Source organism: Phaeovulum molybdatiresistens, from assembly GCF_023544865.1.
Lineage (GTDB): Bacteria > Pseudomonadota > Alphaproteobacteria > Rhodobacterales > Rhodobacteraceae > Pontitalea.
Map to the genome: position 1 here is coordinate 1 of NZ_JAMJFX010000035.1, position 22,954 is coordinate 22,954.

The 22,954-nt window shown below is 66.3% G+C and carries 10 protein-coding genes; 8 read left to right on the plus strand and 2 right to left on the minus strand.

The features are described 5' to 3' along the window. A partial coding sequence (locus tag MXB90_RS15935; protein ID WP_250046418.1) for a hypothetical protein occupies positions 1-238 on the plus strand: 238 nt, incomplete at its 5' end. On the opposite strand, the gene MXB90_RS15940 is transcribed toward MXB90_RS15935, so the two are convergent. Further along, on the minus strand, positions 228-518 hold the full coding sequence (locus MXB90_RS15940) for a DUF924 family protein (protein WP_349665922.1): 291 nt from the start codon (positions 516-518) through the stop codon (positions 228-230). The genes MXB90_RS15935 and MXB90_RS15940 overlap by 11 nt on opposite strands. A 486-nt stretch (positions 519-1,004) precedes the next feature. Beyond that, positions 1,005-1,298 carry a DUF3467 domain-containing protein gene (locus MXB90_RS15945; protein WP_250046420.1) on the minus strand — a complete coding sequence of 98 codons (294 nt, stop codon included), beginning with the start codon at positions 1,296-1,298 and terminating at the stop codon, positions 1,005-1,007. Positions 1,299-1,785: 487 nt separating this feature from the next. Between MXB90_RS15945 and MXB90_RS15950 the strand changes: the two genes are divergently transcribed. The 7 genes from MXB90_RS15950 to MXB90_RS15980 all read left to right on the plus strand — a co-directional run. After that, on the plus strand, positions 1,786-15,645 hold the full coding sequence (locus tag MXB90_RS15950; protein WP_250046421.1) for a calcium-binding protein: 13,860 nt from the start codon (positions 1,786-1,788) through the stop codon (positions 15,643-15,645). A 65-nt stretch (positions 15,646-15,710) separates the two neighbouring features. After that, a complete protein-coding gene (locus MXB90_RS15955) occupies positions 15,711-17,573 on the plus strand; it encodes an efflux RND transporter periplasmic adaptor subunit (protein ID WP_250046422.1) in 1,863 nt (620 codons plus the stop codon). After that, on the plus strand, positions 17,570-19,732 hold the full coding sequence (locus MXB90_RS15960; RefSeq protein ID WP_250046423.1) for a biotin/lipoyl-binding protein: 2,163 nt from the start codon (positions 17,570-17,572) through the stop codon (positions 19,730-19,732). Before MXB90_RS15955 ends, MXB90_RS15960 begins: the two co-directional genes overlap by 4 nt. 3 nt (positions 19,733-19,735) lie before the next feature. Next, a complete protein-coding gene (locus MXB90_RS15965; RefSeq protein ID WP_250046424.1) occupies positions 19,736-21,343 on the plus strand; it encodes a hypothetical protein in 1,608 nt (535 codons plus the stop codon). Further along, entirely contained in the window at positions 21,340-22,140 is an 801-nt protein-coding gene (locus MXB90_RS15970; protein ID WP_250046425.1) for an efflux RND transporter periplasmic adaptor subunit, read from the plus strand. The genes MXB90_RS15965 and MXB90_RS15970 overlap by 4 nt, the downstream gene beginning before the upstream one ends. Before the next feature lie 252 nt (positions 22,141-22,392). Next, on the plus strand, positions 22,393-22,620 hold the full coding sequence (locus MXB90_RS15975) for a hypothetical protein (RefSeq protein ID WP_250046426.1): 228 nt from the start codon (positions 22,393-22,395) through the stop codon (positions 22,618-22,620). After that, positions 22,617-22,954, plus strand: a 338-nt coding sequence (locus MXB90_RS15980) for a YoaK family protein (RefSeq protein WP_250046427.1), incomplete at its 3' end; no start/stop codon positions are given. The genes MXB90_RS15975 and MXB90_RS15980, both read left to right, overlap by 4 nt.

Genomic DNA, 22,954 nt, shown 5'->3' on the forward strand with positions numbered 1-22,954 from the left:
GCCCGACTACCCCGGCTGCTGGCTGCGTGACGATGGCAAACCGCGCCAAACAGGCATGCTTTCTGCGCCAAGGCGCCTGAAGCCAAACCCGGACAGTTGCGCCGAAAGGAAACCGTTCTGCACAGCCGACTTCTTCAGCGGCCTGTTAGGGGTTTCAACTGGTCCCCGAAGATACACGCCCGCCCTTTGGCTGTTGGCCCAGGAATGGCCGCATCCGCACAGCAACATTATTCCTTGAATGCGCTCTCATGTGGAAAGTCGCCGCGTTCGATATAAGCCGCCTCTGCCGGGGTCGAGGTGCGGCCGAGGATCTGGTTGCGGTGAGGGTGGCGACCGAAGGCGGCGATGACCGCGCGCACCTTGTAGCCCTGCGCGACCAGCCTGCGGTAGATTGGCTGAAGGTGGGGTGGGGCGTCGGCCGCAACGTCCTCGCGCAGGCGGATAAGGCGATCGACGCGGTCAAGGTGGCCGGCCCCTCGCAATGCCCAAGCGGCTGGGTGTGGGCTATCTTGAACCAAGGTGATGCAAGGGCGCGGTAATGGCCATTCTCAACATACCGGGTCATCATTTCTCTCCAAACCGCCGCCCCCAAGAGAAGACCCCTGTCAAGCAGCACGAAACCGCAAACGTATCGAAACGGCCGCCGACCGGACGAAGCCCAGCGGCTTGGGCTAGACCACCTGTCACGGCCCAAGAGCGTCCGCTCCCGCATAATCTAAGCCACGGCGCCGACAACGTGACCACCTGCTCCGATTGACTGGGGTGCCACTCGAAACGGCAGCGATCAACGATCCACCCGGCCTCAAGACAAGAAACTCTACCCGCCCAGAGAGTGTAGTCTTCCAGCCGACTGCCGTTCAGGAATTCGGCTGACGGTCTACCCCCAGAAAAAACCAATTACCGTTCACGAGGCCTCAGCCGGATCTGGCCTGCCGGGCGGCGACGCTGGCCAGACAACGGGACCAGCACGTTGCAGCCCGCCAGGCTTCCCAATGGGCTGCCGCCTACTCGCCGATCTTGCCGAACTTGGCCTCATAGGCATTGATCGAATGTTGCAGCACCAGCATGAAGCGCTTGGCCGAGAAGGGGCTCATGACGAGCCGGTTCGACAGCTTCACCTTGACCATGTTTTCCTTTTCAGTGCCGCGCCAGTTCTGGTGCGTTCCGAACAGCAGGAAGAATTCCTCGCGGTTCGCTGTGGCGGTGGCGATGTTGGCATATTGGCTGCTGATGTCGGAGTCGTCCCAGGCAATCTTGACCCCGCCGATTTCCTGAATGTTCGGATCTTTGTCAGTCATGAGAAAGGCTCCCGATGAAGGGCGGTTGATTGCGCCCTGAAATCAAGTCTGTGGGGCGTCAGGCGCGATGTCAACGGATTTGCGGACCGCCTGTGGCCACCGGCGCCGCGCGGGGTAAGCATTTTCCGCACCCCACAGCCGCCCGGCCCGGGCGGTTCGCGCCTCTCTTTGGCCCGAATCCCTCTTGGGCCCGAATCATCTCTCAAAATCGGTCTTTTTCACGGCAACCTCGGACAGGACCACGATTGCCCGGGGGGCAGAGCTTGCGCAGAGCATCCCCGAAGACCGGATCGTGAACAGGAAAACTGATCAGCGTTTCCCACCTGTTAGACGGGCCGACGCAGGCGCCCGAAACAGCAGCGCAATTTTATTACGTTTCACGGTGCCGTTTGGAAATTTGTATTTTTTGTGATATCATCACGACCGTTCCCGGCATCTGGATATTCGATGATCGGGCGGCTTTCCCTGTGAACGGAGGGAAGATGTCATGGGTGTCAATTTCGAACCCAATTCGACGTTTCGCAAGCATCAGGCCACGGCGGGAACCGCGCTGGGACGCGCCCGCAACGCGCTCAGGAACTGCACGGCGCTGACCCCCTCGTCCACTGATCGACGAAAGCGCGGCACATTGGCTTTCGAAAGCCTGGAAAAGCGCTATCTGCTGTCAGCTGACATCAGCCCCTACACCGACGCGCTGGACGACGGGCTGGACCGGCTGCAGGTTCTGGTGAACGACCTCGAAAGCTTTGCTGAACTGGCCGCCGCGATCCCGGTACTGGGCGAAAGCCTGGCCGAGGCATCCGACCTTGCGCAGACCTTGCAGACCGAACTTCTGGACCCGCTGCGTGCGCTGATCGCGGGCGCCTCGGGCACGTTTGACGATCTGAACACCCAGATCGACGCACTGGCCGGCATCGCCTCGACCCTGATCGAGGACGGGACCGAGGCGCGCTTTGACATCCAGTTCGACAAGACCCTGATCAATGGCGCCAACAAGTTCGACTTCGGCGCGGCGGCCACGCAGTTCGGGCTGGCGATCAATGCCGATTTCGACTTTTCCATCGACATCGACTTCGACTTTGGCCTTGGCATCCTGCTGGATACCAGCCTGTCGCCCAGCGATGCGGTCTATCTGACCGACGGGGCGCAGCTGACCCTTGCCGGGTTTGCCGACCTGGAGGCCGAGGCCGCAGGCGATGTCATCAAGATCGGCGTTCTGGGCGACGCGAGCCTGGACGCCTCCAGCACCTTCGACCTCAAGGCGTCGGTCACCGCGACGCTGAACGAAAACGCGGCCGTCAACGATGGCCGCGTCAGCCTTGCGGAACTGGATGGCGCGGGGGTGGCGCTGCTGGCGACCCAGATCAATGCCGCCGACACCGGGCTGACCGCCTCGCTCAAGGTGGATTCCTCGGGCGCGATTTCCGGTCTTACGCTGGACAATGCCGGGGTGACGATTTCGTTGTCCGGCGCTTTCTTTGAAAATCCGTCGTTCAGCGTGTCGATCGACGCGCCGGACCTGCTGGACTTCACGCGGCTGAATTCCGCCAGCCTGCTGAGCTTCCTGGGCGATCTGGGGGCCAAACTGGAATCGCTGGCCGGCGCCTTCGATGCGCTGGCCAAGATCGACTTCATCGACATCAACGTCAGCGACTTTTCCAGCTTCAACGCGGCGCTGCGGCAGGTGATCGACAGCCTCTCGATCCCGGGCCTTCTGGGCGGCGCCTTGGCGGATCTGGGCGCGCTGACCAGCGGCAGCCATTCCTTCGACATCAAGGTCACCACCAGCGACACCGTGCCGCCGACGGTGGACACGCAGACGATCAACCTCGATTTCGGCGCGATCCTGACCGCGGTGACGGGCGCAAGCGACAAGCTGCAGGAACTGGCCGACCAGATCAACGCGGCCATCGGCGGAACTGTCCCGGTCGAGGCCTTCGTGCGCGACGGCATGATCGGGCTGCGCGCCACGGGCGACTATGTCACCGGCATCGTCCTGCAGGATGTCTCGGCCGAGGTGACGGCGCTTCTGGGCTTCCAGAACGACCTGACCGCCCTGCCCTTGCCGACCTTCTCGACGATCCAGGAATTCGCGCAGAAACTGGCGGCGCTGGAGGTATTCGGGGGCACCGGGGCGAGCCTCAGCTATGACACGGCCAGCCATTCGCTGAAATTCGACCTCGACATCGGCTATGACGCGGCCCTGTTCGAGCGCACGCTGGCCTTCAACAAGGCGCTGGACCTTGGCGCGCTGGGGGAACTGGCGCTGGCCGGATCGGGGACGGTTTCGGTCGCGGCGGGGATGGGGTTCTCGTTCGGGGCGGGCTTTGACCTGACCGAACTGACCGACAGCTTTGCGCTGGACCGTTTGAACGGCGGCGCCGGTGTGCGCACCGATGGCGGCGCTGGCCCGGACCTGTTGTTCGTGACCCGCGACGGCTGGTCGGGCAGCGTCAATCTGGACGGGCTATCCACCATCGGCGCGCTGAAATCCGCGATCAGCAGCCAGACCGACGGGCGGGTATCGGTGACCACAGACATGTTCGGCAGCGGCCTGGTGCTGACCGACACCAGCGTCCCTGCGGGCGCAAACCCGGTCTTTTCGGTCGCGGGCACCGCCGGGTCCAAGGCGATCTTCGACCTGGGCTTCGGCTTTGGTCAGGTGGCGACCAATGGCTCGGACACGATTTCGGGCGGGTTCATCGTCGACCGCTTCTTCATCGACGCCGATGCCAAGGCAAGCGCCGAAATCGGCCTTTCGATGGAGAACATCAACCTTTACGGCGCGCTTGGCTTCATCGCGCTGGGGGTGGTCGATGGCGGGACCACCACGCCGATCGGATTTACCCTTGGGCTGCAATTGCAGGACGTGAACAATTCCGACGGGCTGAACCGGCTTTACCTGACCGAACTGGGCCTGACCGGCAGCTCGGGCTTCGCCGCGCTTGACGCGGTCGCCTTCGAGGGCGCGATCACCGGGGCGCTGGTGCTGCCCATCGTCTTCGAGGATGGCGGCGCTTTTGGCCTTGATGACGCAGGCTTTGACCTGACCATCACCTTCCAAAGCGGATCGCTGGCCCCGGTGGTCGACACCACGGGGATCGAAAACCTTGTCACCGCCCTTGGCAACCTTGGCTCGGCCGACCTGCTGACGCTGGTCAAGGAAATCGCGGGCCTTGTCTTTGACAAACTAGACCTGCTGAACGCCGATCTGCCGCTGATCGACGGGTCCATCGCCGATCTGGTGACGCTGGTGCAGGACGCGGTCGACGATGTGATCGGCCCGGCCACCGACCGCATCAACCACCTGCTGACCTATGAGGTCGACCGGCTTCTGGCCTTCCTCAACCCCCAGGACGTGCAAGAGGTGAAGGACGCGGTCATCGCCTCGGGCTTCTTCGATGGCGACCCGGATGGCCTGAGCGCCTTCAACGATTTCAACGCGCTTTCGGGCACGGTGGCCAACCAGCTGCTGAGTTCGGACGCCGGTCAGATCCTGCTGAGCGCGCTGCAGGAGCTGCGCGCGCAGGTGCTCGATTTCGGGACCAGCTTCGATTTCTTCTTCTCGGACACCCCCTCCAAACTGATCGCGGCCTTTGCCGCCGTGCGCGGCGCCATCGCCACGATCCGCGAGGAATTCGCCGGCGACACCGCCTTCCTGGACGAATTCGACGCGACCTTCGGCATGGCGGTGGACTCACTGCAGGATGCGGTGCCCTCGACCCATACGATCCTGAAACTGGTGCAGAACGCGCTGGGGTTCGAACTGCCCGATCTGGACGACACCCTGTCCGACATCGGCGCCAAGCTGACCGATCCGCTGAAACAGGCGCTGGTCGATGCCAGCGCCGCCGCCGACAGCGTGGCCGATCTGGCAGACATGACGATCGCCGATCTGGTGGGCCTTGCGGGCGAATTGCTGCAGGACATGGGCGATCAGGCCCAGACCGAGGTCGATAACCTGCAACAGCAGATCCAGAACCTGATCGACGACATTGACGGTGACTCGGCCGCCGACCTGCCGGGCGATCCGGCGGCGGTGCAGGACCTGCTGGCCGCGCTGGCGGATCTGGAAACCTTCCTGAGCGATGCCAACACCGAAGGCAGCCTTGCCTGGGTCGCGGACAAGCTGGCCGACATTTCCAGCACGGGCGAGGATATTTTTGAGCTGATGGCGCTTCTGCCCGACATCAGCACGATGATCGAGGCCGCGATCGCCAAGGTCGAGGCGCTTGCGGGTGGCCTTCTGACCGATTTCGCCGACTATCTGGCTGACAATGCTGCCGATTTCTCGGCCGGGTTGATCGACGATGCGACCGATGCCGCCGATGCGCTGGCCGTGAAGGCCGCCGCGCTGGTGGACCGCGTGGTCGAACAGTTCCGCGCCAGCGTGCTGGGCCTGTTCGGCGGCGGCCTGATCCAGTTCGACTGGTCGGACGGCATGCTCAAGGCCGATCTGCGGATCGCGCCCTCGGTCTTTGCCGTCGATGTCTCGGGCGTGGATTTCGACTTCTCTTTCGGGACCAGCCTGTTCAACGCGGGGATCGAGGACAGCGACTTTGCCTTCCAGCTGGGCGGCATGTTCGAACTGGGGCTGGCGCTGGAAATCGGCGATCTGGGCGCCGAGGTGTTCGAGAGCAACTTCAACCTGCTGGTTTCGGAAGATACCGGCTTCCGGCTGGAGGCCGGGCTGCAGGTCGCGGGCAAGCTGGTGATCAATGCCGGCGGCGTGGGCATCTATTTCACCAATGACACCGACCCGGTCCTGCAACTGACCGATTTCGGTGGCACCGGCCCCGCCTTCATCGATATCGGCGTCACGGGCACCGCGACGAATGGCTATATCGCGCTGGCCGATCTGGGCTTCAGCTTTGCGGGCGAGGCGCGGCTGGTGGCCGATGCACTTGGCTTCTACAAGAACGGCACCGCGATCCTTTATGACAACGACAATGCCGATGGGGACAACGACATCACCACCGGCACCGACATGCAGGTCGATTTCGGCTTTGACGTGCAGATCGGCATGGCAACGGGCGAGTTCGTCTTTGACGGCGCGATCAATCCGCTGACCACGCAAGAGCTTGAGGCGATCGCCGCGGGCCTTCTGGACTTTTCCAACCTGCTCGAAGCCTTCGAGCTGATCCTCGATTTCCTGGTCGATGCCACCGACGCGCTGGCGCAGGCGCCGCTGATCGGGGGCCCGGTCGATGCGCTGAACGATGCGCTGAATTCCTTCCGCGACCTTTACGAAGGTATGAAGGCCGAGCTTGAGGCGCTGGAGGAATCCGCCACCGACCTGATCGAGACCGCGCAAAACATCCTGTTCGATGCGCTGAACGGCGTGCTGGACGCCGATGCGATGAAGGGCAACGACGGGGACGATTCCCTCTTTGACTACAATGACATCTTGCTCAGCTTCAGTGTCGCGGATCGCGAACTGGTGCTGGAACCGCTGCACTTCGGCTTTGACATCACTGACACCGTGCCCTTCGACTTCGGCATGGATGCCCTGGTCGTCGAGGTCGAGGGCGACGGCGCCGTCACGGTCAACTTCCTTCTGAACGTGGCGATGGGCTTTGGCCTGTCGGCCAGCCGCGGCGCCTTCCTGGTGCTGCCAGACGAGGATCAGGACGGCACGCTCGACCCGATCCTGACGGGGGAATTCAGCGCGGGCCTGACCCCGGAGTCCGAGCTGAACTTCCGCCTGTTCTTCCTTGGCGTGAACGCGACGCCCTGGGATGACGACCCAGACAATGTCGCGGCCGATGTGGGCCTTGGCCGCGGCGTGGGGCTGGCGACCGAACTGGCCCTGGGCCTGGTCGACGGCGCGGGCGTCGGCGTCGACACCAGCGGCCTTGGCACCACCGACAAGGGCTTCAAGGTCAATGTCGCCGACCTTGACGACTTTGGCCTTGATGTCGATTTCGCCATCGCGGTGAACATCGACCTGCATCTGAAGGGCGGCGCGGATTTCGGCGGCGGTCTGGCCATCGACGACCTGCCCAACATCAGCACCGACCTCAACATCGACTGGATGTGGAGCGCGGGCAGCGGCGAGCTGGAACTGCCGGGGATGCAGTTCTACGACCTCTCGCTCAACATGGGCGAATTCGTGCAGAACGCACTGGCGCCGCTGATCGAATTCATCGACGACTTCACCGCGCCGCTGGACCCGTTCATCGAATTCCTGGGCAAGCCGGTGCCGATCCTGTCGCAACTGTCCGAGATGTTCGGACAGGGCGAGATCACCATCCTCCGGGCGATCGGGATGCTGGGATCGGGCGTTGAATCCATCGAGGTCTTCCTGGAGGTGATCGAGACGATCCAGGCGGTCAAGGGCTTCATCGACAACCTGTCGGAAGGCACGCTGATCAGCTTTGGCGATTTCATCATCTCGGACCCCTATGGCGCGGCGCCGGGGGCGGTCTCGGTGATGACGGCGGGGATCGACCTGACCTCGAACGCGGGCCGCACCCAGCTGTCGGGCCTGATGCTGGGCACGGCCACCGACATCGGCAAGTCGGCCTCGGATGTGCAGGGTGCGATCGACGCCGACACCCAGGGCGGCGACGAAGGCGGCGGCCTGTCGGGCATCTTCGACACGCTGCATGACGTGGGCCTGTTCTTCCCCTTCCTGGAAGACCCGGCGAAGCTGTTCGGCCTGCTGTTCGGCCAGCGCGTCGATTTCGTGGTCTGGGACATTCCGCGGCTCGCGGCCGAATTCGGCCTGTCCTACAAGTTCGGCCCGATCCTGCCGCCCGTGCCGCTGTTCGTGACCCTGGGCGGCGGCTTCGAGATCTTCCTGGACCTGGCCGTGGGCTATGACAGCCGCGGCCTGGAAACGGGCGACTTCCTGGACGGCTTTTACTTCGGCGACCATGCCTTTGATTCCGTGTCGAAATCCTTCACCGATGAGGATATCCTGGAACTCGGCCTCAAGGTCTTCTTTGAGGCGACGGCCAGCCTCTCGGTCGTCGTGGCCGAAGCCGGCGTCACCGGCGGGGTCGAGGCGCAGATCGGCGCGAACTGGGCCGATGACAATGGCGACGGCAAGTTCTATCTGGACGAGATCGGCAAGAAACTGGCCGAAGGGATCTTCTGCATCTTCGATTTCGAAGGCGCGCTGACCGCCTATCTGGAAGCCTTCGTCAAGCTGGGCTTCGACACGCCCTTCGGCTTTGTCACACTGTTCGAGGATACGTTCGAGCTGTTGCGGGTGACACTGCTGGACTTCAGCTTCTCCTGCCCGCCCCTGCCGCCGCCGGAACTGGCGACGGTGGATGGCACCTCGGACACGACTGCGCGGCTCAACATCGGGGTCTTTGCCGCCGAACGCCAGCCCGGCGCGGATGGCAATGCCGACGAAAAGATCGAGATCTTCGGCGACCGCGTGGCCAAGGCGGGCGATCCGGCCCTGTCGCTTTGGGCTAGCGCCACCTCCCTGGCTGATGCGATCACCGCGGGCTATTTCGACGACGGCAAGATCACCCATACCGAGGCGATGGCGGCCCTTGCGGCCGGTTACCTCAACAAGGATCTTGACCTGAACCTGGACGGCGACATCGACGCCGACGAGATCCGCGCCGTGCTGGACATCGACAACAATAATGCGACGGCGGGCAGCACCTTTGCCCTGTTGATCGGCTTTGGCGAATGGGAAGTCTTCAACAACATCAATGTTCTGTACGGCGATGCTGCGGGCGGCGATGACGAGATCCTGGGCGATCCCGCCTCGCTCAGGGTCGCGCTGCATGTGCTGGGCGGTGCGGGCGAGGATGTTCTGACCGGCGGTCTGGGCAACGACATCCTGCTGGGCGGGGCCGATGCCGATGTCGTGCGCGGCTATGGCGGCAATGACACGCTGTCGGGCGACGGCAGCGCCTCGGCCGGGGTCACGCTGGGGCTGGCGGTGTCGAACCACGTCGCCTCGGCCGGGACCGACGGCGAGGATGTCGTCTTTGGTGGCGACGGCGGCGACCTGATCTATGGCGGTGGCGGCAACGACAAGCTCAAGGGCGATGGCGAGGATGACACCGCCACCTCGGGCGACGGCGCCGACTGGATCTATGGCAACGATGGCGAGGATGTGATCACCGGCCATCTGGGCGCCGACGTGCTGTTCGGCGGCCGCGGGGCCGACAATATCGACGGTGGCGCGGGCAATGACGTGATCCGCGGCGACATCGACGTTGCCTTCGGCAGCGCGCTCTCGACCGTGCAGACCACGCAGGGCAACAGCCTCACCGGTGAAACCGACCTGATCCAGGGCGGTCTGGGGGCCGATTTCATCCGCGGCGATGGCGGCAACGACCTGATCTTTGGCGAATCCGACGGGTTCGAGCTGGGCACCACCCTGTTCTCGACGCTCAACGACTCGCTTTACGGCGATGGCGGCGACGATGTGATCCGCGGCCAGTTCGGTGACGACCTGATCCGGGGCGGCGACGGTCTGGACCTGCTGATCGGCGGCGCCGGGGCCGATGTGATCCACGGCGATGACGATGCCGATGCGATCTGGGGCGATCTTTACCCCGCCGACGGACTGGCCGCGGTTCTGCCCGCCCAGCAAACCAGCGCCGCCGACCGGATTGAGGGCGGCGACGGCGCCGATGTGATCCAGGGTCAGGAAGGCGACGATCTGATCATGGGCGGCGTGTCGAACCTGTCCGAATACGGCGCGGGCGATGCCGACACGGGCGACCTGATCTTTGGCGGGCTGGGCAATGACGTCATCCTGGGCGATGACGGCACGATCACCAGCGCCAGCGTCTATGCCAGCACCACCAACGGCACCGGCGGCAATGACACGATCCATGCCGGCGCGGGCGACGATCAGGTCGCAGGCGGGCGCGGCGGCGACACGATCTATGGCGATGACGCGGGCGGCACGGGCGAGGACATCCTGTTCGGCGACGAGGTGATCCGCGCGGGCCTTTCGCTGACCGGCGCCTACAACGCGACCGACGGCGCGGACCTGATCCTTGGCTATGGCGGGGCAGACCTGATCGTGGCGGGCGGCGCGGGCGATACGGCCTATGGCTCGGCCGGCAGCGACCTGATCGTGGGCGATTATGCGCAGGTGATGCTCAAGGCCAGCGGCGCGACCCTGTTCGCGCGCATCGCCTGGGTGGCCAGCCTCGATCCCGACAAGGGCGCGGCCGACCGTCTGTTCGGCGAGGCGGGCGCGGATATCGTGATCGGCGGCGACGGCGGCGACACGATCTCGGGCGGGACACTGTCGGACACGGACGAAGACGACATCCTGCTGGGCGATCACGGGCTTGTCGTGCGCGACGATGGCAGCGCCTTTGCCAATGACATCTTCTCGATCTTTGGCGATGTCGGCGGCGCGGACCAGATCACCGGCGCGGGCGGGGCCGATATCATCATCGGCGGCACGCAGAATGACACGATTTCCGGCGGCAGCATGGACGACGTGATCCTGGGCGACGCGGGCCTTGTCCTGCGCGACGCCGAGGCCGATGTGACGCGCGTGATCTCGACCTTCGCGGGCATTGATGTCGCCGGCATCCCGGCGACGCCTGCGGCCTTTGCGGGGATCAACCTTGGGCTGGACGCGGCCGACACGGTGGCGACCGGCGATGACGACATCGACGGCGGGGCCGGCAGCGATGTGGCGGTCGGCGGGCTTGGGTCGGACCTGATCCACGGGCGCGACGGCAATGACGTGATTTTGGGCGACAATGGCGAGGTGCTTTACACCGGCGCGGGCTCGGGCCTGGCCAATATCGTGACCATCCGCACCAAGGGCACCAACGGCGGCGTCGACGCGATCTTTGGCGGGGCGGGCCGCGATCTGGCCCTTGGCGGTGCGGCGGGTGATTTCATCTTCGGCGATCTGACCGCCACCCCCGCGCGGGTTGCGGGCAGCTTTGACCTGAGCACCACCTTTGGCGGCGGGGCCGGGTCGGATGACGACGCCCTGGGCGGCGATTTCGGCGAGATCACCGTGCAGGGCGGCCTTCCGGTCCTGATGGAAAGCACCGATCCCGCAAGCGGCGGGCGCGATCTGATCGAGGGCCACGCGGGCCATGACATCCTGATCGGCGGGGCGGATGCCGACGCGCTGCACGGCGATGCGGCAAGCGCCCGCATCGCGCTGATCGGCGCCAGCACCGGCAATGACATCGTGATCGGCGACAGCGGCCTTGTGGACTGGCTGGAGGATGACACCGACGCCACCACGGTCGATCTGATCCGCACCCTGAACCCCGGCATCGGCGGGGCAGATGTGATCTTTGGCAACAACGGCGAAGATATCCTGATCGGCGGCGCGGCGGGCGACCGCATCTATGGCGACCGCAGCGGCGATGTGAACCTGGCCACGCTGGCGATCAGCAACCCGCAGCTGCACAGCGGCAACGGCTATGACCGCATCCTGGGCGATAACGGGCTGGTCGATTTCGTGATTTCGACCGACATGGTGCAGGGCCGCGCCGACATTGGCGCGGGTCCGGTCACGCTGCTGCCCGGCACCATCCTGATCATGTCCAGCGACCCGACGCAGGGCGGCGACGACTTGATCCTGGGCGACGGCAAATCCGACCTGATCTTTGGCGGCACCGGGTCCGACCGGATCTGGGGCGATTACGGCGGCGACTTCGCCTCGGACGGGGATGAGGGCGACGACGTGATCCTGGGCGATCACGGCAAGGCCTGGCAGACGGTGGGCCTTGTGGGCCGCGCGGCGCCTTGGGTCGGCGATGATTACTTTGCGATCTTCACCGGCGCGGGCGATGGCGGCGCGGGCGATGTGGTCTTTGGCGAGGCCGGGGACGACATCGCGATGGGCCAGCAGGGCGACGATGTGCTGTTCGGCGGCCTTGGCAATGACGACCTGATCGGTGGCCACAACACTGCCGGCGGCTCGGACGACCTTGACGGGCTGAACGCCCTGCAGGTTCTGGCGATCCTGCCCGAAGCCCTTGCCGACCTGGACCCCACCGACCTGCAAGAGGTGAACGACATCCTCGCGGGCGGCGAGGGTCAGGATGTGATCGCGGGCGACAATGCGATCGTCCAGCGCGAGGGCATCTCGGCCAGCGATCGGTTCCGTGCGCTGTCGGGCGATACGCTTTACAGCATGATCACCGGCGAAGTGACCACCTCGGTCGGCACCTTCCAGGTCGATCTGGGCTTTGCGCCCAATATCGGCGCGGCGGTGCAGGATCCGGCGGCGGTGCTGCCGCGCAACGTGTTCCTGCTGGACTTCGACGCCGCGATCGAGGCGGCGGCGGCCAATGCCCCCGCTTCGGCCCGGCCCTTCGGCGATGACGTGATCGCGGGCGGCGCCGAGGACGATGTGATCTTTGGCCAGCTGGGCGATGACATCGTGCAGGGCGACGGCGATATCGAACTGGTCGCCGCCGATGCGACCGGCTCCTTCACCCCGGGCCTTTCGGGCGACCCGAGCTTCGTGATCCAGCGCGGCGGCGTGAATGTCACGATTGCCGAGCATCCGGTGCTGCCCGTCACCCCGGCCGATCTGGTGGCGCTGCGGTTCGCGGTCGCGGCCGCCGCCACCGATGGCGACGACTATATCGAGGGCAACGGCGGCAACGACCGCATCTATGGCAACCTCGGTCAGGATGACCTGATCGGCGGATCGTCAGAACTGGCCTCGAAGGCGCTGTTCAGCGCGCTGACGGGGGCCGGGCTGCGCCCCGATGGGGCCGACCTGATCTATGGCGGCGCGGGCGATGCGGACTGGCTCGCGCGCAATGCCGATTACGGTGACACGGCCGAGACCTTCGTGACCGCCGCCAACCACCATGTCGCGGATGCCGATTTCATCGTCGGCGACAATGCCAACATCTACCGGCTGGTGGGTGCGGGCGCCTTCAACTACGCCGCGGGAACGGGTTACGCCGCCGCGGACGGCCTGCCGGGCGGCATCCCACTGCGCGTGACGCAGATGCTGGATTACGCCCATACGATCGACGGCAGCGCGGTGAACCCCGCCACCGGCACGGTCGACTGGAAGACCACCTTCAACGACTTTGGCGTCGGCGCGGGCGATCTGGTCTATGGCGAAAGCGGCGATGACGTGATCTTCGGCATGACCGGCGACGACCTGATCTATGGCAATGCGGGCGACGATGACCTTTACGGCCAGGCGGGCGCGGATGTCCTGATGGGCGGGCGCGGCAGCGACGGGATCCTGGGCGATGACGGGCTGATCTCGACCAGCCGCAACGGCCTGGCCGAGCCCCTGATCGGGCTGGCCGCAGCGAACCTGCAGCAGATCATCCGCACGCCGGGCAGCCTGCAGATCGAACTGGTCTACCCCACCGGGCAACTGCTCAAGACCGTGAACGCGATCGCCTTCGATCTGGACGGCGTGGCCTTTGCCATCGACGGCGCGGCCGATGCGCAGATGACCTCGGCCAATGACATCATCTTCGGCGGCTGGGAGGATGACTTCATCCACGGCGGCCACGGCGATGATGCCCTGTCGGGGGCCGAGGCGCGGCCCTCCTACTATGCCGGCGGGGGCGATCTGAACCAGTTCCTGCAGGCCCAGCAGGATACCGGCGCGGGCGCCCCGGCGGCGGCCCCTGCCCCGTTCTGGTTCGGCTTTGGCCTTTACAACCCCGGCGACATCCTGCGGTTCGGCGCGACCGACCCCGAGGAATTCGCGCTTTACGACGAAAACGACCCCCGCTCGCGCATCTTCGTGACGGAAACGGTCGGGGGTGTGTCGGTCGTCCATGACTTCCTTCTGAACAACGACGCCGCGGACGGGCTGGCCGATACGACCTTCACGGGCGAGCTGATGACGGACGGCGCCGACAAGATCTTTGGCGATCTGGGCCAGGACTGGATCGTCGGCGGCACCGGGCGCGACCACATGTTCGGCGGGCGCGGCAACGACCTGATCCAGATGGACGACGACCTGTCGACCGAGGCCAACAGCTCGGCCGGGGCGGCGGCGAACCGCCTGCCCGACCCCTATCAGGAATATGCCGATATCGCATATTCCGGCGCGGGGCGTGACTACATCATCCTGAATACAGGGGCGGACCGGTCGATCGACTGGGTGGGCGAATATAATTCCTACATCGTGCCCTTTTCACCCTTCGGGGCCTTCCAGATCGCCCGCCTGCTGCAACCGCAGACCGAACAGTTCGTGCTGGATCTGGCGCGCGCTGCCGGGGCGGATGAAAGCGCGCCCGACATCCTGCGCTTTGCCGAACAGATCGCGATCGACACCAAGCTCGCCAATCCTCTGGCCCCGGCGGTCTATGCCGAACGGCATGGCGAGCCCTTTGGCGAGCTGGGCATGGTCCGGCAAGAGGACTTCGACTGGCAAGACCAGTCCGGCCCGCCCGATGATCCGCAGGCCGGCAACGACAACGGCCCGCGCCACATCATGCGCCGCGAGTTGTGGGAGGGCACCAGCGGCCTGACCGCCTCGGCGCAGGCCAAGCTGGCCGACAGCGACTGGTCGGTGGTCGAACAGGCCTTTGCCGATGCCTATGGCGATGCCGACACGATCGAGCGGATGGGCCTGCTGAAGCTGAAAGCCACCACGCAGATGCTTGGCACCTTGGGCGACGGCGAGGATGTCGATTACGGCACCGTCGAGATCACCACCCGCACCAATCTGGACAAATTCGGCAAGAAGGATGCCGCCAACACCTATGTGCTGTTCGACATCACCGCCGAAGGCGCGATGAAATACGCCGGCATTGATGTGGCCGCAGGCAAGCTGGTGATCGGCCAGGTCGTGGGCGGCAAGTGGACCGAACTGGCCACGCTGGACTACAGGATGAAGTCGCTCACCGATTACAACATCGCCATCCAGCTGGACGACGACGGCCGGGTGCAGTTGCAGGTCGACACGATGAAACTGTCCCACGACTTTGCCGAAAGCGTAACCGATGGCGGCTATGGCCTTGCGGCCACAGGGGTGCAGGCGACGCTGAAGGACACGCGGATCGTGGGGGTCCCGCTGATCGAACAGATCGACGAAGCCGTGGAACAGGCAGAGGCGCAGCTGATCGCGCCCACCCTGACCGAAACGCCCGAGATCCTGACCGCGGACAACGAGATGGAGACGATCGACTGGGGCGGCACGCTGACGGACACGCAGGTCACGACCGAAGGCACCCCGACCGAAGGCACCTCGACCGACAGCACCCCGACCGACGGCACCCCGACCGACAACACGACCAGCGCCACGATCGAGCCGCAGATGGTCACCCTGACCGTCCCGGTGACCGAGGAGACGGAAGAGCCCACCTCCTCCTCGGACCCGGCTACCAGCGATGGGGAACTGATCGTGGTCGAAGCCTGGATGCCGCGCGAGGATTTTGCCGCTTGACCCCCCTTGGAAAGACGACATCTTGACCCCGGCCACAACGCGGCCCCACACCCGGTGAGAGGATCATGTCCGACGACAAGATCCACCTGACAGGACGCAGCGGCGACAGGGCTTCGGTCGCCTATCTGGATCTTGCGCATTGGCGCAGGCTGCTTGAGGCCGAAAGCGACGATGCCGCCCTGTCCAGCTGGCTTGCGCTGCAATGCGGTCAGATCCCTTCGGCCACGCGTGCGGTGGTGGTGATGCGCCGCAACGGCCCCTTCCGCCCCGTCGCCTTCTGGCCCGAGGAACAGAAGACCAGCCGCTTTTTGATGGAGACCGTGAACGAGGCGCTGCGCCAGCGCATCGACCTTGTGCGCGAGGACAAGGACACCCCCGACACGGTCTGCATCTCGCGCCTCGTGCGGCAGGGCTCGCGGATCGTCGGCGTCGTGGGCCTTGAGGCGGGCGAAAAGGCCGAACGCGCGCGGCAGGAAATCCTGCGCCGGCTGCAATGGGGATCGGCCTGGATCGAGGTGTTCGAACGGCGCCGCGCCGGTCAATCGGATGAACATGCGATTGAACGCCTGACCCTGGCGCTGGACCCGATCGCGATTGCGGGCGAGCACAGGGGCTTTCGCGCGGCGGCCGCGGCCACGCTGACCTCGCTGTCGGTGCAGGCGGGCGCGGCGCGGGTGTCGTTTGGCGTGCGCGGCGCGCGCGGCTGCAAGGTGGTCGCGGTGTCGAACACGATCCACTTCGACCGCCGCGTGGTGCTGGTGCGCGCCATTGCCGAGGCGATGGACGAGGCGGTCGATCAGGCCGCGACCGTGACGGCAGGGCACGCGGACGAAGACCCGATCGTCGTTTCCCGGCAGGCCAAGGCGCTGGCGGCCGCGCGCGGCGGCGGCGTTGTCGTGGCCCAGCCCTATGTCCGCGACGGCAAGCCCGCGGGCGCCTTCGTCTTTGAATGGCCCGAGGGCGAACCGCCCCCCGACCATATCCGCGAGGCGGTTCCCGACATCGCCGCCCTTCTGGGACCGGTGCTGCACGACCGATGGCGCGACGAACGCTGGCTGTCGACACGCGCCTTCGAAATCCTGGGCCGGTATCTGGCCGCCGTCGTAGGCCCCGGCCATCTGCGGACCAAGGCCACCCTTCTGGTTCTGGCGGGCATCGCGGCCTTTCTGGCGGTCTTCACCACCGATTTCCGCGTCACCGCCGATGCCCGGCTGCGGGGCGCGGTCGAGCGCGTGGTGATGGCCCCGATGGATGGCTACATCGTCGAGGCCGCCCCCCGCGCGGGCGACCGCGTCACCGCCGGCACGCAGCTGGTCAAACTGGATGATGTCGAGTTCCAGCTGGAGCTTTACGCCTGGACCGCGCGCAAGATGCAGTATGAAACCGAATTGTCGCAGGCGCTGGCGGCCTTTGACCGCGCGGGCATCAACATCCTGCGCGCCCGCATCCGCGAGGCCGAGGCGCAGATCGCGCTCAATGAAACCCGCATCGCGCTGACCCGGATCGAGGCGCCCTTCGATGCGATCATCGTCTCGGGCGACCTCAGCCAATCGCTGGGCCAGACCGTTCAGCGCGGCGGTGAATTGTTCCGGCTTGCGCCGCTGGACAGTTACCTGATCGACATCGACGTGCCGGAAAACGACATCACCTTTGTCGAACCGGGCGACACCGGCGCGTTGCTGCTGACCTCGTTGCCCGACACCAACCTGTCCTTTGCCGTGCAGAATGTGACCCCGGTGACCTCGGCCCATGACGGGCGCAACCATTTCCTGGTCGAGGCGACGCTGACCTCGACCGAGGGCGCGCCCGTTTCGCCGGGGATGGAGGGCGTGGCCAAGATCGAAGTGGGCCGCGAAAGGCTGGTCTGGATCTGGACGCGCGGGCTTGTCGACTGGCTGCGCCTGGCCTGGTGGCGGTGGGCGCCATGACCGAAGCCCGCCCCCCCGGCAATTCCGGCCCGCATTGGGCGCGCATCGCGGGCCGCCGCATCCGGCTGGCCGACGGGGCCCAAATCGTGCGCCAGGAACATCGCGGCGTGCTGTGGTATGTCGTCCACGACCGCATCGGCGACCGGTTCTACCGCTTTTCCCCCGCGGTCTATGTGTTCCTGAGCCTTCTGGACGGGCGCCGCACGGTTGAAGAGGCCTACCGGCTGGTCCTGCGCCGGCTGGGCGAGGATGCGCCGTCGGAACTGGACCTGCTCAAGCTGTTCTGGCGGTTGCATGCGGCCGATCTTCTGGTGATCGACGGCGCGGCGCAGGTGGGCGAGGTCGTGCTGCGGGCCGATGCGCTGGACCGTCAGCGCGTGATCGCCCAGCTGCGGTCCCCTTTGGCGATCCGCATCCCCCTGATGGACCCCGCGCGCCTTCTGGCGGGCCTGCGGTTGCCCGCGCGGATGCTGTATTCGGTCCCTGGCTTCCTTCTGTGGCTGGCGCTGGTGGCCTATGCGCTTGGCCTTGTCGCGATGCATTGGGACGAGCTGACCCATAACCTGACCGACCGGCTGCTGGCCGTCGACAACCTGATCCTGATGTGGTTCGTCTTTCCCGTCGTCAAGTTCCTGCACGAGATGGGCCACGGTCTGGCCCTGCGCCGCTGGGACCGGACAAGCCACGAAATGGGCATCATGTTCCTGGTGTTCATGCCGGTGCCCTATGTCGATGCCTCGGCCAGTTCCACGATGCGTCTGCCGCATCAGCGCGCGATCATCGGCGCGGGCGGGCTTTATGTCGAACTGCTGATCGCCGCCCTTGCCACAATCCTGTGGACGCAGGTGGAACCCGGCCTCGTGCGCGCGGTCTGTTTCAACGTGATGACGGTGGCCGGCGTCTCGGCGGTGCTGTTCAACGCAAACCCGTTGCTGCGCTATGACGCCTATTACGTCGCGACCGACCTGTTGGAGCTGCCAAACCTTGGCCCGCGGTCCTCACAATACTGGATGACGCTGTTCCAGCATCATGTGCTGGGCATGAAGGACGCCACTTTCACCCGCGAGGCGGCGGGCGAGGTGCCGTGGCTGGCGATCTACGCGCCGCTGTCCACCGCCTACCGGCTGGTGCTGATGTTCGGCATCGCGGTGGTGGTGGCCAAGCAGTTCTTCTTCATCGGCACGGTGCTGGCGGCGCTGGCGGTATTCAACATCGTTATCTGGCCGATCGGCAAGGGACTGGCGTTCCTTCTGACCAGCGCGCGCCTGCGCCGTGGACGCGCCCGCGCGCTGACCGGAACGGCGGTGGCGATGGCGGTGCTGGCGGCGGTGCTGTTTGCCATGCCGATGCCCAACCGGACCGTGGCGCAGGGCGTGATCTGGTATGAGACCGGGGCCGAGTTGCGCCCGCTTGCCAGCGGGACGGTGCTGGATTTCGCCGCCCGTTCCGGCGCGCGGGTCGAGGCGGGAACGGTTCTGGCCACCCTCGACGACCCCGAGACGCGAGCCGAGATCGCGGGCCTTGAGGCACGGCTGGACGCGCTGCGCGCCCAGAACCGGCGCGAGATCGCGCAGGACCGCGACAAGGCCCGTCTGACCGCCGAGGAAATCACCTATATCGCCGAACGCCTGGCCGCCGCGCAGCAGCGGCTGGCCGACCTGCGCCTTGTCAGCCCCGCGGCGGGGCAGTTGGTGATCCCGCGCCAGCGCGATCTGGACGGCGGCTGGCTGGGCCGCGGGGTGCCGATCGGCCATGTCGTGGGCGATGACAGCCCGGTGGTTCTGGTTGCCCTGCGGCAGGCCGATATGGAACTGGTGCGACGGCAGCTGGACGGGGTCTCGGTCCGCATCGCCTCGGATCTGCGGCAGCCGCATCAGGGGCGGGTCGCGCGGATGGTGCCGCTGGCCACCGATGCCCTGCCGGCAGAACTGTTGTCTACCCAGGGCGGCGGGCCGTTTTCCCTGCGCCAGAACGCGCCGCAGGAAAGCGGGCTGCACTCGGTGGAAACCGTCTTCATCCTCGAGGTCGCGTTTCAGGATCGCCCCGCTTCGCATTTCGGCGAACGCGCCTTTGTGCGGTTCGACCACGGACAGGCCACGTTGGCACGGCAACTGGCGCGCAGCCTGCGCCAGTTGTTCCTGCGCGAATTCGAGGTGTGAGGAATGACCCTGGCCGATCTGCCCGACGCCCTTGCCTCTGGTGACCGACGCCTCTTCGGTCGGGCCGGTCCGGGCCTTCGGGATTGCCTGGGCGCGCTGACCGGGCCAGGGGGCGTCACCGCGCGCAGGCTGCGACCGCTGGTCACCGGGCTTCGCCCCGGTGCAGGCGCGGCCGAGGCGCGCGGGCTGGCCCGCGCCGCCGCCGCGATGCTGTCGGGCCGGCTGGCCGAATTGAGCGAGGCGCGCGACCGCACCGATGCGTTGCTGCTGGCCGCCGCCGCCCGCGCGCTCGCGGGGGAAAAGGTCCATGTCGTCACCCAGTGCGAGGCCCGCGCAAAAACGCTTGGGGCGCGCGCGGCGGGCTTTCTGGACGGGCTGGGCCTGGGCCATACCGCGCTGGCCGATGGCGCGGATCTGGACACCCGCAGCGCGGCCTATGCGCGGCCCGTCGTCTTTGCCTCGCTGGGGCGGCTGGCGCAGGACCGGCTGCGCGACCGGGTCGAGGGGGCGGCGCGGAGGACGCAGGCCTTGGGAAGCGTGCGCCGCCTGTCGGGCCGCGCGGCGCTGCTGCCGCCGCTGATGCCGCCGCGCGCCGCAGCGCTGGTCGACGATGCGGACCTTGTGCTGATCGAACGCCCCCGCCCCGTGCGTTTTGCGCCCGAGAATGCAATCGCCTTGGGCCGGGTTTATGCCGATCAGGCCTTTGCGATCCTGTCGTCGTTCCTGCGCGACCAGCATTATGCGATCGACCCGGTCACCGCGCGCATCCGCCTGACCCCGATCGGCGAGATGCGGGCCGAAACCTTTGCGGTGCTCTTCGGCGGGGCCTGGAACACGCCCGCCTGGCGCAACGAGACGCTGCTGGCGGCGCTGGCGGTGCGTGACCTGTTCACCCCGCCCGGCGATTACAGGATCGAGAATGGCGCAGTGGTTTTGCGGCGCGGCACCGGGCAGGGCGGGATCGAGCCGTCGATCCCCGACCTGATCGCCGCAAAAGAGGGCCTGCCCGGCGGGCTTGGCATTGCCCATCTGGCCGATGCGCGCCGAACGCTTGCCGCCTACGACAGCCTCGGCGGCGCGGGGCTGGGGCTGCTGGACTACCGGGCCGAGTTGCGCAAGGGCCATGGCCTGCGGATCTGGGGCCGGGCCACGCGCCCTGCCCGCCCACAGCATCGGGTTTTCGCGACAAGAAGCGATCTGGTTCACGCGCTTGGCGGCCTGCTGCTGCCGCCCGACGCGCTGATCTGGGCGCCCACGCGCGCCGATGCCGACCGGATGCCGCCCTCACGGGTCAGGGTGATCACAGGCGACGCGCTCTTTCACAGCGATGCCGCGCCCAGCGTGGTCGTGCAGGCCGGGGCTGCCACGCCCGCCTGGGAACTGCGGCTGCGGTCGAGCTTTCCGCAAGCGCGCCATTTTGGCTATGTCTCGGCCGCGGATGGGCTGTTCAGCCTGCCGGAGGCGGGCGACACCGCCTTTGTGCGGCCCGATCTGCGCAGCTACCGCGCCGCGCAGGCCGCCGTGGCGCGCCAATTGGCCGCGCAACGGCTGGCGGCCTTGCAATCACAGGGCTATTTTGACCGTATCCTGGGCTTTCTGGGGGAGACATGATGACACCGCGCCGCCTTGTCCTTGCCGTTTGCACGCTGCTGCCCCTGCAGGCCGGCGCCGCCGAAAGCCCCGATTGCCTGATCCTGCCCGGAACGACGATCGACCTTGGCGGCGCCATTCCCGGCCAACTGGCCGAGGTCGCGGTGGATCTCGGGGCGCGGGTCAGCAAGGGCCAGGTGGTGGCCTCGCTCAACACCTCGGTGCAACAGGCCGTCCTTGACCTTGCCGCGCTGCGCGCACGCAACCACGCGCAGATCGACGCCGCCCGCGCCCGGCTGGACTTCGAGGACAAGCAGTTGTCGCGCAGCACCGAATTGCGCGCGCGCGGCGTGGTGGCGCAATCGGATTCCGACGAACGCGCCACCGCCTACGAGGTGCGCAAGCGCGAGCTGGAAGCCGCCGAGATGGAATTCGAGCTGGCCCAGCTGGACCTTGCCCGCGCCGAGGCAGAATTTGAGGTGCGTCGCATCCGCTCTCCTATCGACGGGATCATCGCCGAACGGCATCTGGACCCCGGCGAATACCTGCGCGACGACGGCAAGATCGTCACCATCGTCTCGCTTGACCCGCTGCGGGTCGATGTGTTCCTGCCGCAGGCCGCCTATCCCGAAATCCACCTTGGCCAATTGGCCGAGATCACGCCCGAGGGCCCGGGCGGCGCGCCCGCGAGCGCCCACGTCACCGCCTTCGACCAGACGATCGACGCGGCCAGCGCCACCTTCCGCGTGCGGCTGGAACTGCCCAACCCGGACCGCCGGATCATCGCTGGAACCCGCTGCAACGCCCGGTTTCAGTGACGCACCCTGCCCCGCTTGCATCTGGCGGCGCAAGGTTGCAGTATCCGGCCATTCCCCGTTCGCCTTTCCAGACCGCATTTCTTTGATACCGCCCCGGCCCCGATTTCATGGCCGTTCTGATCGCAGATTTCTGCGAATGGAGAGTTGGATGGAACCTCTGCACAGGGGCTGTGGCCGCCCTCGGGCCGCAGCGCGGCTTGCCCGGACCAACGCGCTGGTAAGCTTACTTGATGACCACCCCGGACCTTGACCATGCCTGAACAACAGATGCGCCGCCGCAATGCCGGTGCGCCCCTGCGCCGCGCCTTCGTTCTGGCCCGCCTGGCACGCCCCCGCACCCAGCGCGAACTGCAGGAGCAACTGCACATGATCGCCTCGGGCACCCTGCACCTTTTGCGACGGATGAAGCGCGAGGGACTGGTGCGCCCCGCCGAAAGGGTCGCGCGGACGCAGATCTGGGAACGGGTGTCGCCCAAGTGAAGACGCGACGCCGCATCCGGCACCCCGTCCGATCCGCCCGCGCGCTGGCTGCGCATCGGCGCTCGGCCGGCAATGATCTGGTGCTTGCGACCTTTCTGGCGATGATCGCGGGGGCGGCCAATGCGGGCGGGTTCTTCGCGCTGGGTCACTACACCTCGCACATGACGGGCTATCTATCGCAGCTGGCAGACAATCTCGCGATCCTGCAATGGCGGCTGGCCCTGGTCAGCGCGTTCGCGGTCTCGGCCTTCATCTGCGGGGCGGCCTTCAGCACCCTGCTGATCAACTGGGCCCGGGACCACGCCGGGCGCCAGCAATTCGCCCTGCCGCTGGT

Bases quoted from the DNA above. Each gene is read 5' to 3' on its own strand.
- MXB90_RS15945 (WP_250046420.1), bottom strand. From the start codon at position 1,298: ATGACTGACAAAGATCCGAACATTCAGGAAATCGGCGGGGTCAAGATT.
- MXB90_RS15950 (WP_250046421.1), top strand. From the start codon at position 1,786: ATGGGTGTCAATTTCGAACCCAATTCGACGTTTCGCAAGCATCAGGCC.
- MXB90_RS15955 (WP_250046422.1), top strand. From the start codon at position 15,711: ATGTCCGACGACAAGATCCACCTGACAGGACGCAGCGGCGACAGGGCT.
- MXB90_RS15960 (WP_250046423.1), top strand. From the start codon at position 17,570: ATGACCGAAGCCCGCCCCCCCGGCAATTCCGGCCCGCATTGGGCGCGC.
- MXB90_RS15965 (WP_250046424.1), top strand. From the start codon at position 19,736: ATGACCCTGGCCGATCTGCCCGACGCCCTTGCCTCTGGTGACCGACGC.
- MXB90_RS15970 (WP_250046425.1), top strand. From the start codon at position 21,340: ATGATGACACCGCGCCGCCTTGTCCTTGCCGTTTGCACGCTGCTGCCC.
- MXB90_RS15975 (WP_250046426.1), top strand. From the start codon at position 22,393: ATGCCTGAACAACAGATGCGCCGCCGCAATGCCGGTGCGCCCCTGCGC.